The following is a 12,416-nucleotide window of genomic DNA, read 5'->3' on the forward strand; positions in this document are numbered from 1 at the left end:
AGTTACAACACCTGGCGCAGGAAGGCTTGAGCCCGCGGGTCCTGGGGGGCTGCAAAGAAGGCTGCGGGCGCGGCATCTTCGAGCAGTTTGCCATGGTCGAAGAACAGCACCCGGTCCGCCACTTCGCGGGCAAAGCCCATCTCGTGGGTCACACAGACCATGGTCATGCCTTCCAGGGCCAGGGTCTTCATGACGTCGAGGACTTCGCCAACCATTTCCGGGTCGAGCGCCGAGGTGGGCTCGTCAAACAGCATCACCTTGGGCTCCATGGCCAGCGCTCGGGCAATCGCGACCCGCTGCTGTTGGCCGCCAGACAGGCGCGATGGAAACTCATGGGCCTTCTGCGCGATACCCACCTTTTCCAACAGAGCCAGGGCCTTGGCCTCGCGCTCTTGCTTGCCGCGCTTGCGCACGACCTTTTGCGCCAGGCACAGGTTTTCCAGCACGGTCATGTGGGGGAACAGGTTGAAATGCTGAAACACCATGCCGACTTCACGGCGATAGGCGTTCACATCGGTTTTAGGATCGGCCAATTGCAGGCCATCAATGCTCACCGAGCCCGAGTCGAACTCCTCCAACCCATTGAGGCAGCGCAGGAAGGTGGACTTGCCGGAACCGGACGGACCAATGACCACCAGCACTTCGCCCTTGGCCACCTGGGTGGTGACGTGATCAACCGCGCGTACCACATGCCCACGGGTGTCGAAGACTTTTACCAGATCGCGCACTTCAATCACTTTGGGCGAGCCTCCGCTCAAGCCGGCTGGCCATTTTCGACAGCGGCAGGTTGATCAGCAGGTACAGGCCTGCCACACAGAACAGGATCTCGAATGGCGAAAACGAGGTGGTGATCACTTCGCGGCCACTCTTGAGCAATTCGGTAATCGCGATCACCGACACCAGGGACGTGTCCTTGACCAGGCTGATAAATTGCCCGGCCAGGGGTGGCAGCACGCGCTTGAAGGCTTGCGGTAACACCACATGGCGCATCGACTGGCTGGCGCTCAAGCCCAAGGAACGCGCCGCTTCATCCTGGCCACGAGTGATGGACTGCACGCCGGCGCGGACGATTTCGGCCACGTAGGCGCCGGTGAACAACGACAGCGCGGCGATCCCGGCAAACTCCCGGGAGAGGTTGAGCACCGTGCCGATGAAGAAATAGAAAATGAAAATCTGCACCAGAAGCGGCGTACCGCGCACCAGTTCGACGTAGATCGTCGACAAATCCCGCAGGGTCGGGTTTTTGGAGAGCCGGCACAAACCGGTCGCCAAACCTATCGCCAAGCCCAGGATGCCGGACACCACCGACAGCCACAGCGTGGTCCACAAGCCCCACATCAGCGGCCCCAACGCCCACTGGCGGGTCACGCCGACCACATCGCCCTCAGCCACATCATCACCGCGCGCCACTTGCAGGCTGTTGTCGGCAACCGTGAGCTTTTGCTCGGCCCCCGCGTCGTTGCGCAGGGTGACTTCGGCCACATCGCCTTTGCGCACCAACTCGACCACGGTGGAAATATCCGCGGCGCGCTGGGAGGTTTCGGCTTGATAGGCGAAGTATTGCGGCACGCGGTTCCAGCGCCACTCGTAGGACATCAACGAGGTGGCGTAGTACAAGGCGCCAGCCAGGCCGACCAGCACGACCACCGTCAGCAGGTGCCAGGGCCATTGGGCTTTTTTCTGTTTCATTTCACTTTCCGGATATGTGTTGCCTGATAGGCCGCCATCGAGGGCAAGCCCCCTCCCACATTTGATGTGTAAATACAGTCAAATGTGGGAGCTGGCTTGCCTGCGATGCAGGCAACTCGGTGTCAGGCCTTATTCCATGTCCTTGAGCCACTCGGAGCTCTTGAACCACTTGTCATGGATACGATCGTAGGTGCCGTCGTTACGGATCTGGTGCAGGAAGTTATTGATGAAGTTGATGCTGTCGTAATCGCCTTTCTTCAAACCGAACGCCAGGGGTTCAAAGGTGAAGGGTTCTTCCAGGAACACCAGCTTGCCGTTGCCGACTTTCTTCTCGGCTACTACGTTATACGGTGCGTCATAGACGAAGGCGTCAGCCTTGCCGTTGACCACATCCAGCACGCCTTCCTGCTCGTTGTCGTAGCCGTGGTACTTGGCCTTGGAAATCAGCTTTTTGGCGACCATCTCACCGGTGGTGCCGAGCTTGGAGGTCAGACGGTATTTCTCATCGTTCAGGTCTTTGTAGGACTTGATGGTGCCTTCCAGGTCCTTGCGGATCAGCAGGGTCTGGCCGACCACGATGAAGGGTTCGCTGAAGTTCAGGCGCAGGTTGCGCTCCTGGGTCAGGGTCATGCCGCTGCCGATCATGTCGAACTTGCCGGTCAGGAAGGCCGGGATGATGCCGTCATAACCGGTGGACACCAGCTCCAGCTTGACCCCCATGGACTTGGCCATGGCCTTGAGGATGTCGACTTCGAAGCCGATGATTTCACCGCGCTTGTCAGTCATTTCGAACGGCATGTAGGTCGGGTCCATGCCGACTTTCAACGTGCCGCGCTTGACCGCATCGTCGATGGCACCGGCCTGGGCCGCAGTGGCAGCGACCATCGCGGTGACGCCGAGCATCAGCATCGAAAGATACTTTTTCATCTTCAAGACCCCTGAACGATTCTTATAAGGTCGGCGCACAAAAGGGCTGCGCCATTTCGGGATGCGATCCTAACCCACTCGTTGTCCGTCACAAAGGTTTCAGCGGTAAATGTTATCGGCGTATGTCGTAAAAGTCCTACGGCGGCGCAGTCAAGCGCAGGGGTAGACGCGTCTACGCAGCCCCTCGACAATTGATTGATGTGTAAGTAGTTATGACCATCACTCAATCTCTGCCATCCAGGCCGTGTCCCTGAACCACTTGTCATGCAGGTGATCGTAGGAGCCATCCTGAGCGATCTGGTTGAGAAAGTGATTGATCCAGTTGAGGCTGTCGTAATCACCCTTTTTCAAACCAAACGCCAGGGGCTCAAAGGTGAAGGGTTGTTCCAGTGTCAACAAGGCGCTGTTCTGCGGCCGGCTCATCGCGATCAGGTTGTAGGGCGCATCATGGATAAACGCATCGAACTTGCCTTCCACGACCTGCCGCACACCGTCTTCCGGGGTCGTCACCGTGCTCAGTTGAGCAGCCCCCAGAAAACGCTGGGCTGCTGCCTCTCCGGTCGTGCCCTGGATAGTCACCACCCGGTAGCTGGCGTCGTCCAGCTCTTCGATGCTGGAAACGATGCCGGCCAAGCGGGGGTGCAGCAGCACGGTCTGACCCACCACAATGAAAGAGTCGCTGAAGTTGAGCTTCAGGTTGCGCTCTTGGGTGACGGTCATGCCACTGCCAATCAGGTCGAATTTCTTCGCCATCAACCCCGGTACCAAATCCGTATACGGCACCGCAATCAGCTCAAGTTCCACGCCCAGTGCACGGCTCATGGCGCGGAGCAAGTCAATTTCAAAACCGACGATGCGCCCCTGCTTATCGAGCATCTCGAAGGGCACGTAATTGGGCGTGGTCCCCACCTTCAACACGCCGCGACGAACAGCATCGTCCAGGGCGCCCGCACTCAGCAGACCCGCGTAAGCCCATAGGAAAACGCTAACCAGCAATACCGAACAATACCTTTTGATCATGAATGCCCCCGTGGCGAGTCAAATTTTGGGGGGCGATGCTAACCCAGCGACAGGCACGACAATACGCCTCGACCAAAGGTCTTTTGTTTCGAAATAACAAGGAGTTAGGGATAAAAGGAAGAGACTGTAAACGCTGTAGGACCAGCGTCTGCAGCGCCCCCGAGGCGAGCCCTCGGGGGCGTCTGTATCAGGCCGGTTGGGCCTGCGGCGACTGCGGTTGCAGAGGCAGCAATGGCGCGTGCGGATCTGCCTTGATCGAAGCACGCCAGGCACCGAGCCACTCGGCATGACCTTCGCTCCAGACCTGCTCATGCAGGCGAGCCAGGGCTACCGGGTCGCTGAGCAGGGCCAGGCGTTCGCTGTTGTTGAGGCCGGCAGGCCCGACTTTCAACGCATGGCGAACGCGCTCCATGCGCAGGTACTCGATCGGCTCGGCCTCACGGTGACGCGAGGTCGCCAAGGCACAGGCCAGGGCGTTCTGCTGCGGGTCGACCACCGAACGCACGAAACCGTCATTGAGGGCGTGCCAACGGTTTTCGTGGGTGTACTTCTCGGTCGACAGCAGCGCTTGCGGCGGATTGTATTCCTCGGGGATCAGGAACAGGCTCTCGTCACGGGACTTGAGGCCCAGCTTGACCCGGCTGGAAATCACCGACACCGGAATCGACAGCATCAGCGAGCCGACAATCGGCACCAGCCACCACAGGAAACTTGGGTTCAACCACACCACCAACAGCGCCCACAGGAAGCCGAGGATAGTTTGCGGGCCGTGACGCTTGACCGCTTCACTCCAAGGCGTGGAGTCGTCGTCACGCTGCGGCGAGTTCCAGGTGGCAGCCCAACCGAGGAAAGCGGCGAGGACGAAACGGGTGTGGAAAATCATCCGCACCGGCGCCAGCAGCATGGAGAACAGCATCTCCAGCAGCATCGACAAGGTCACCTTGAACTTGCCGCCGAACTCCTTGGCACCCTTGGCCCAGATCAGGATGATGCTGAGCAGCTTGGGCAGGAACAACAGCACGATGGTGGTGGAGAACAGCGCCACCGCCTTGTCCGGGTGCCATTGTGGCCATAGTGGGTACAACTGGCGCGGCGCCATGAAGTACTGCGGCTCCATCAGGGTGTTCACCGCCAGCAACGCCGTGGACAACACCAGGAAGAAGAACCACAACGGCGCCGACAGGTAGGACATCACGCCGGTCAGGAACACCGCACGGTGCACCGGGTGCATGCCTTTAACCAGGAACAGGCGGAAGTTCATCAGGTTACCGTGGCACCAGCGACGGTCACGCTTGAGTTCGTCCAGCAGGTTCGGCGGCAGTTCTTCGTAACTGCCCGGCAAGTCGTAGGCAATCCACACGCCCCAGCCGGCACGGCGCATCAGCGCGGCTTCAACGAAGTCGTGGGAAAGGATTGCACCGGCGAATGCGCCCTTACCTGGCAACGGCGCCAGGGCGCAGTGCTCGATAAACGGCTTCATGCGGATAATGGCGTTGTGACCCCAGTAGTGGGATTCACCCAACTGCCAGAAGTGCAGGCCGGCGGTAAACAATGGGCCGTATACGCGGGTAGCGAACTGCTGCATACGCGCATACAGGGTGTCCATGCCCGACGCCCGCGGCGCGGTCTGGATAATCCCCGCATCCGGCGTGGCTTCCATCAGGCGTACCAGGCTGGTCAGGCATTCGCCGCTCATCACGGAGTCAGCGTCGAGAACGACCATGTATTTGTAGTCGCCACCCCAGCGACGGCAGAAGTCGTCGAGGTTGCCGCTCTTGCGCTTTACACGACGGCGGCGGCGGCGATAGAAGATCTTGCCAAAGCCGCCAGCTTCGCGGCACACGTCGAGCCAGGCTTGCTGTTCGGCGATGCAGATGTCGGCGTCGTTACTGTCGCTGAGCACAAAGAAATCGAAGCGATCCAGGTCACCGGTGGCGGCTACCGATTCGAACGTGGCACGCAAACCTGCGAATACCCGCGGCACGTCTTCGTTGCAGATCGGCATTACCAGTGCGGTGCGCGCATCCTTCGGAATTGGCTCGTTACCGGCACTTTTACCGGAGATGCGGTATTTATCGTGACCGGTCAGCAGCTCCAGGAAGCCCATGAGTGCGGTCCAGAAACCGGCCGAGACCCAGCAGAACAGAATCCCGAACATGATCAGGATGCTGGTTTGCAGCGCGTAAGGCATTACCTGAGTGGCGGTTTGCAGCAGGGTCTGGTTGCGAATTTCATCGAAGTCGACCAGCGACCAGCCCTGGTACGGCATGATGCCTTTCATGTACCAGCCGGCGACAATGGTCTGGCCCAGCATCAACACCAACAGGATATAGCGACGGATCGAACCCACGGTACGCCAGCGGGCAGCGGGCAGTACGCGCTCATCCTTGGGTGGCTTGGGCGGGTTGGTGCGACCCGTCATCCGGCGCCAGCCGCGCACCAGGATGTTGGTGCGCCAGGGCTCGGGCACCACTTTGGTCCGGCGGATCGGCGGCGTGGCTTTAAGACACACGCGACCGCTGGCGTCGAGCGCCAGCATCTCGGCATCTTGCAGCTCTTCGGCGCTGTTGAGGGTCAAGCGACGGCCGACAGAAGCCTGGGCGGCCTCAGTCGGTGCGTCGAAAGTCGACGACGACAAGCGTTCGTGCAATTCGCTGAACGAGTTGCAGCCCGCCAGCTCGGCGCGCTGCTCAGCGGTCAACGGGAGGTGCGCCAGATACTCGCTCAGAGTCTCTGGCCGGACATTTGAATTACTCATCGGCAGGCAACTGATAGCTCCAGGTTTCGGTCAGGACTTGTTCGGTCTTGGCCGGCTCCGGTGTGGCTGGGGCAGCTTCTGGCTGCGGGTCTTGCTTGTCTTTTGCGTCTTTCTTGGCCTGTTTCTCGTGCTGCTTGGCCAGGACTTTGTCAGCCTTCAACACGTGATTGGAAACCGGCTCAGGCGCTGGTTGCACCACATCCTGCACCAGTGCCGCACGCATTTCGGTTGGTTTGCCTGCGTCCTTGATCTTCATACGCAGAGTCAAGCGCCAGCCTTTGGTGTGTTCGTTGTAGCGCACACTGTTTTCAACCAGTTCGGCGTTGTCGCCCACGCTCACCTGGCTGCGCACCGGGGCGTCCGGCAGCAGTTTCTTCAGGGCTGGGCCCTCGAAGTCCACCAGGTAGGCCACGCTGCCATCGGGCTGACGGATCAGGTTGGATTGCTTCACGTCACCGGTAGAACGCAGGGTCTGCTTGACCCAAGCGCTGTCCGGCGAATGGAATGCAGCGTCGTCCAGGGTCCAGTGCAGACGGTAGGCGATGTCCAGCGGCTTGCCGACTTCCGGCAGTTCGGCCGGACTCCAGAACGCCACGATGTTGTCGTTGGTTTCATCGGCTGTCGGGATCTCTACCAGGTCAACGGAGCCCTTGCCCCAATCGCCTTCAGGTTCGATCCAGGCGCTTGGGCGCTTGTCGTAGTTGTCGTCCAGGTCTTCGTAGTGGCTGAAGTTGCGGCCACGTTGCAGCAGGCCGAAGCCACGCGGGTTCTCGACGCTGAAGTTGCTGACCGACAGGTGTTTAGGGTTGTTCAACGGGCGCCAGATCCACTCGCCATTGCCGGCGTGGATCGACAGGCCGCTGGAATCGTGGAGCTCGCGACGGTAGTTAAGCACCTTGGAAGGCTGGTTGGCGCCGAACAGGAACATCGAGGTCAACGGGGCAACCCCCAGCTTGCTGACCTTGTCGCGCAGGAACATCTGGGATTTCACATCGACCACGGTGTCAGTGCCGGGGCGCAGGATCAGGCGATAGGCACCGGTAGCGCGCGGCGAGTCCAGCAGGGCGAAGATCACCAGGTGCTTGTCGCCCGGCTTTGGTCGCTCGATCCAGAACTCGGTGAACCGTGGGAACTCTTCACCGGACGGCAGCGCGGTATCGATAGCCATGCCACGGGCAGACAGGCCATACACCTGGTCCTTGCCGACGACGCGGAAATAGCTCGCGCCGAGCATGGTCATGATTTCGTCTTGCTTGTCGGCCTTGTTGATCGGGAAAAGCACACGGAAACCGGCATAGCCCAGCTGTTCGGTGGCTTTGGGATCAAATTTCACGTCACCGAAATCGAAGCGAGTCGGGTCGTACTTGATTTCATGCACGCTGTCGGCGGTGACTTCATTGATTTTCACCGGCGTATCGAAATGCATACCCTGGTGATAGAAGGACAGCTTGAACGGGGTGTTCTGATCGGCCCACTCGGCTTTTTCGTTGCGGAAACGAATCTTCTGGTAGTCAGCGAATTTCATTTCGCGGAATTCGTTCGGCAGATTGCTGCGCGGAGCTTCGTATTTCTGCCCGGCCAGCTCTTTTGCCTTGGCCGACACATCATCCAGACTGAATGCCCACAGTTGACCCGCGCCGAACAGGCAAAACAGGGCAGAGCCCGTTACCAGTGCGTTTCGTAACCGTTTGGCAGACAATTTTGGTGCATTACAGGGACTAACAATCACGAGCAACCCTCGCCGAAAACAGATCAAAAAACCAACGGCCAGCTATCTATATGCCAGGTTGGCGAGCAATGTTCCGACTCCCCCAAGGCAAAATGATTCCCCAAAGGCTATCGGACAAGGCTCTACCTAAGTCAAAAATGGACCAAACAACGCTGATCCCCGTAGCGCGCGATTATCTAGTAGCCCGCGAGACAACGCATCAGGGACAGCGAAGTATTTGTAGCGAAAACCTGCGTTTTTAGGCATTAAAGTCGTTTTTCATACATTCATGTCTGTAAGAGAAAGGTCACAGGGCCATCATTGACCAAATGCACCTGCATATCAGCGCCAAAACGCCCTGACGCCACCTTGCCATGCAATTGTTGCGCTTGTAACAACAAGTGCTCAAAAAGCGCCGCTCCCAAGGCCGGAGGGGCAGCGGTGGAGAAGCTTGGCCGCAGCCCGCTCTTCGTGTCCGCCGCCAGGGTGAACTGCGACACCAGCAGCAACCCGCCGCCGATATCCTCGAGCGAGAGGTTCATCTTGCCCTCGGCGTCACTGAACACCCGGTAGTTAAGCAGCTTGTGCAGCAGTTTGTCGGCGCTCTCGGGCGTATCTGTAGGTTCGACGGCGACCAGCACCAGCAAACCTTGGTCAATCGCCCCCACGACCTCACCGGCTACTTCAACGCGGGCGCCACGCACCCGCTGCAACAGGCCCTTCATGCTTCTTCAGGCGGCAGATCAAGCAGGCGCCGTGCCATCTCGCCGGTGGCGCGCACCAGCGCGTCGGTGATGCCCGGCTCGGACGCGGCATGGCCAGCCTCGCGAATCACCTGCAACTCACTGTTGGGCCAGGCCTGATGCAGCTCCCAGGCGTTATCCAGCGGGCAGATCATGTCGTAGCGACCATGGATGATGATGCCCGGCAGATGGGCGATCTTGTGCATATCGCGAATCAGCTGGTTGGGCTCCAGGAAGGAGTTGTTGGTGAAGTAATGGCACTCGATACGCGCAATGGATAGCGCGCGTTGCGGTTCGGAAAAACGCTCCACATGCTGCGGGCTCGGGCACAGGCCGAGCATGCGCCCTTCCCAACCCGACCAGGCTTTGGCCGCATGCATCTGGGCGATCTGGTCGTTGCCGGTGAGGCGCTTGTGGTAGGCGGCAATCATGTCGTGGCGTTCTTCCACCGGGATTGGCGCCAGGTAGTCCTGCCAGTAGTCCGGGAAAAGACGGCTCGCGCCCTCTTGGTAGAACCAGTGAATATCCTGAGGGCGGGCCAGGAAGATGCCGCGCACAATCAGGCCAAGCACACGCTCTGGATGGGTTTGTGCGTAGGCCAGGGCCAGGGTTGAACCCCAGGAGCCGCCGAACAGCACCCATTTGTCGATGCCCAGGTGCTCGCGGATGCGCTCAAGGTCGGCGACCAGATCCCAGGTGGTGTTGTTCTCAAGGTTGGCGCGGGGGGTGGAGCGCCCGCAGCCACGCTGGTCGAAGGTGACGATGTGGTAGAGGTTCGGATCGAAATAGCAGCGGCTCTGGGCGTCGCAACCGGCACCTGGCCCCCCGTGGATGAACACGACGGGCAAGCCCTCGGGAGAGCCACTTTCATCGACATACAGCGTGTGGGTGTCATCGACTGCCAGATCATGCCGGGCGTAGGGTTTGATCTGCGGGTACCAAGTCTGCATTGCGCGCTCCGTAGGGTGTCGGGTTCATCCCTGGGGGGACGTCTATTATTTTGCCGTCTCGCATCATAAACCCGAATTGTGCAATGAGCATGTCATTGAGCGCTTAGACCTGTGTCAGCCCTTCGCTGCTCAGGTAATGCAGCACGTTATCGTCGAGTTGCTGCAATTGCGTCACTGCCCTTTCCTACAAATCAGCGAGCAAGACATCTCACTACTGCGGAAAACTCTTAATTGCGACTGGATTCGACATCGCCAAGCTCAGAGCTCGCCAACTTTGAATAGAGAATCCCATGTCGATCAGCAGACTTCCCCCGCAAGGAAGTGCCACATATCAACAAGTTGAACAGTTCAGGCGTCGTGATGATCGTGGCGGGCACATCGAAATCAACGGCCTGAAGTCCAAGACCGCAGAGGAAGCCACTGCGCGACTGATAAGCCCGAATCCGATCTGGAAGGATAAGAACGGCGATGGCGTCATCACCATCACCTATTCATTTACCCCCGGCTCCGATAAACCTGAAGGGCAACATGACAGTTACCAAGGCGTGACTGATGTGTCCGAAGCAAACAAAGCCAAAACCCGCGAGGCACTCAAGCTCTGGGAAGATGTGACAAACGTGAAATTTGTAGAAGGGCCGAGAAATGAACAAAGCGAAGGTCATATCAACTTCGGCAACTTCAAAACCAGACTGAATGACAAAGGTCAGTACACCCCTTTCAACCCCCACGCCTTGCCGCCGACGAAAGACAGGCTAACGGCGCATGTCTGGACCACAGAAAAAGAAAGTGCAGGCCCGAGCGGTATGACGACTCTGATCCATGAAGTCGGCCACACGCTTGGCTTGAAGCATCCAGGAGGCAACTACGGAACAAAATATGAACAGCAAAAACTCGGTTATGTGGAAGATTCCCGTTCCCACACCATTATGAGCAAATACCAGCATGGCTCGGTTGCGAAGTCCCCCCTACAGGATGACATCACCGCCATACAGACCCGGTACGGTGTGAACCACAATACTCGCAAAGAGGACACCGTCTACGGCTTCAACTCCAACGCCAACCGAAACTTCCTCAAGCTCAAGTCCGACAAGGATGAGCTCAGAGGTACCCTTTGGGATAGCGGCGGCAACGACACACTGGATTTATCCGGCTATCAGAAAAACCAAAAGATCAACCTGACGCCTGGCACCTTCACCAATGCCAATGGCCGCGATCGAAACCTCTCTATTGCCCGGGGCGTCATCATCGAAAACGCGATTGGTGGCAAAGGCAATGACCTGATAATCGGTAACGACGCCGACAACATACTCAAGGGTGGTGATGGCGACGACATTATTGATGGTGGCAGAGGCGCGGATAAGCTGTGGGGCGGAAAAGGTGCCGACACCTATGTTTATGGTAGTTGGACTGAATCGAACAGCGTGGATGGAACCGACGAAATCATGGATTTTGAAAGCAGCAAGGACAAGGTCGATGTGTCGGGCATACGCAGTAAAATCGGAGACGCCCCATTGCGATTTGTCGATGGCAAATCGGCGCAGATGCAAAAAGGCGACGCCTCCATATCCTACGACCCACACAAGAACATCAGCACACTGCGGGTCTTCGATGGCCAAGGTCAGCCACTGGAGGTGAAGGTGCACGGCGACCTGAAACAAAGCGATATTGTCCAGTGACGGTCAAACGCGCGTGCAACTCTTAGCAACACCGCCCGCCTCCTCAGCGCTGCTGTCGATTCCTGGCCGAGCCACCGATCACAGCGGTCATCCACAGGCCGGCAACGATCAGCAGGCGCGACTGGCTTGCGGTGGCGATTTCAGCCGTACTGCTTTTTCCCCCAGGCCAAACAACCTTGCAACAACTGCTTCAATACCTCCCGCGTCGGCTCAGCCAAATCCGCCCGATACTGAAACGGCTCAACCTCTTCCATATACGTGCATTGCCCCAACTCCAACTGCACCGCATGAATATCCTGCGCGGGGTTGCCGTAGTGACGGGTGATATGCCCGCCCTTGAAGCGCCCGTTCAACACATGGCTGTACTGCGGATGCCCGGCGCAGATGGCTTCCAGTTGGCTGGCCAACTCGGGATCACAGGCAGCGCCGTTGAAGGTGCCGAGGTTGAAGTCCGGCAGCTTGCCGTCGAACAGGTGCGGGATCACCGAGCGGATCGAGTGCGCATCGAACAGCAACGCGTAGCCGAATTCGGCCTTGAGCCGTGCCAGTTCCTCCTGCAGCGTGCGGTGATACGGGCCCCAAATCTTCTGCAAGTAACTGGCGCGCTCGGTCTCGTTCGGCTCCAGCCCCTCGCGGAACAAGGGCACACCATCGAACAGCGTCTCCGGGTACAGGCCAGTGGTAGCGCCGGCATAGAGCGGCTTGTTGTCGGAAGGCCGGTTCAAGTCGATGACAAACCGCGAGTACTCCGCCGCCAGGGTGCTGGCGCCCAGTTCTTCGGCAAAGTCATACAGCAGCGGAATATGCCAGTCGGTGTCCGGCAGGCTTTGCGCTTGGGGAATCAACCCGGCCTCGACCGCAGGCGTCAGGCGCACGCCGGCGTGGGGCATGCTGATCAGCAGCGGTACGCGGCCTTGTTTGAATGTCAGAACCTTATCCACAACA

10 protein-coding genes are annotated in these 12,416 nt (G+C 58.8%); 1 reads left to right on the top strand and 9 read right to left on the bottom strand.

All coding sequences use genetic code 11. The features are described 5' to 3' along the window. Nucleotides 1–2: 2 nt before the first annotated feature. The 8 genes from JH25_RS14635 to pip all read right to left on the bottom strand — a co-directional run bounded on the left by JH25_RS14635 (nt 3) and on the right by pip (nt 9,795). Nucleotides 3–737, bottom strand: coding sequence for an amino acid ABC transporter ATP-binding protein (locus tag JH25_RS14635; protein ID WP_032878328.1), 735 nt, complete (start codon nt 735–737; stop codon nt 3–5). Beyond that, a complete protein-coding gene (locus tag JH25_RS14630; RefSeq protein ID WP_005783980.1) occupies nt 730–1,689 on the bottom strand; it encodes an amino acid ABC transporter permease in 960 nt (319 codons plus the stop codon). Before JH25_RS14630 ends, JH25_RS14635 begins: the two co-directional genes overlap by 8 nt. Before the next feature lie 129 nt (nt 1,690–1,818). Then, nucleotides 1,819–2,616 (bottom strand): transporter substrate-binding domain-containing protein, encoded by a 798-nt coding sequence (locus JH25_RS14625; protein WP_005783978.1) that lies wholly within the window; start codon nt 2,614–2,616, stop codon nt 1,819–1,821. Between the two features lie 219 nt (nt 2,617–2,835). After that, nucleotides 2,836–3,636: a transporter substrate-binding domain-containing protein gene (locus JH25_RS14620; RefSeq protein ID WP_032878330.1), complete on the bottom strand. Its 801-nt coding sequence runs from the start codon at nt 3,634–3,636 to the stop codon at nt 2,836–2,838. A gap of 187 nt (nt 3,637–3,823) precedes the next feature. Continuing rightward, on the bottom strand, nt 3,824–6,394 hold the full coding sequence (mdoH, locus tag JH25_RS14615) for a glucans biosynthesis glucosyltransferase MdoH (RefSeq protein ID WP_032878331.1): 2,571 nt from the start codon (nt 6,392–6,394) through the stop codon (nt 3,824–3,826). Further along, nucleotides 6,387–8,123, bottom strand: coding sequence for a glucan biosynthesis protein G (locus JH25_RS14610; RefSeq protein WP_032881138.1), 1,737 nt, complete (start codon nt 8,121–8,123; stop codon nt 6,387–6,389). Before JH25_RS14610 ends, mdoH begins: the two co-directional genes overlap by 8 nt. Before the next feature lie 266 nt (nt 8,124–8,389). Beyond that, nucleotides 8,390–8,827 (bottom strand): D-aminoacyl-tRNA deacylase, encoded by a 438-nt coding sequence (dtd, locus tag JH25_RS14605; protein WP_032878332.1) that lies wholly within the window; start codon nt 8,825–8,827, stop codon nt 8,390–8,392. Then, the gene (gene pip, locus JH25_RS14600; protein WP_005783969.1) at nt 8,824–9,795 is read right to left on the bottom strand and encodes a prolyl aminopeptidase; all 972 of its coding nucleotides are present in this window, start codon (nt 9,793–9,795) and stop codon (nt 8,824–8,826) included. Before pip ends, dtd begins: the two co-directional genes overlap by 4 nt. A gap of 290 nt (nt 9,796–10,085) precedes the next feature. On the opposite strand from pip, the gene JH25_RS0127135 reads away from it, so the two are divergent. After that, entirely contained in the window at nt 10,086–11,471 is a 1,386-nt protein-coding gene (locus tag JH25_RS0127135; RefSeq protein ID WP_050549363.1) for a M10 family metallopeptidase C-terminal domain-containing protein, read from the top strand. Between the two features lie 140 nt (nt 11,472–11,611). Here JH25_RS0127135 and hutG read toward each other — a convergent pair whose 3' ends face one another. Beyond that, nucleotides 11,612–12,412: an N-formylglutamate deformylase gene (gene hutG / locus JH25_RS14595; protein WP_032878333.1), complete on the bottom strand. Its 801-nt coding sequence runs from the start codon at nt 12,410–12,412 to the stop codon at nt 11,612–11,614. Nucleotides 12,413–12,416: the final 4 nt, after the last annotated feature.

The organism is Pseudomonas sp. BRG-100 (assembly GCF_000737955.1).
Taxonomy (GTDB): Bacteria; Pseudomonadota; Gammaproteobacteria; order Pseudomonadales; family Pseudomonadaceae; genus Aquipseudomonas; species Aquipseudomonas synxantha_A.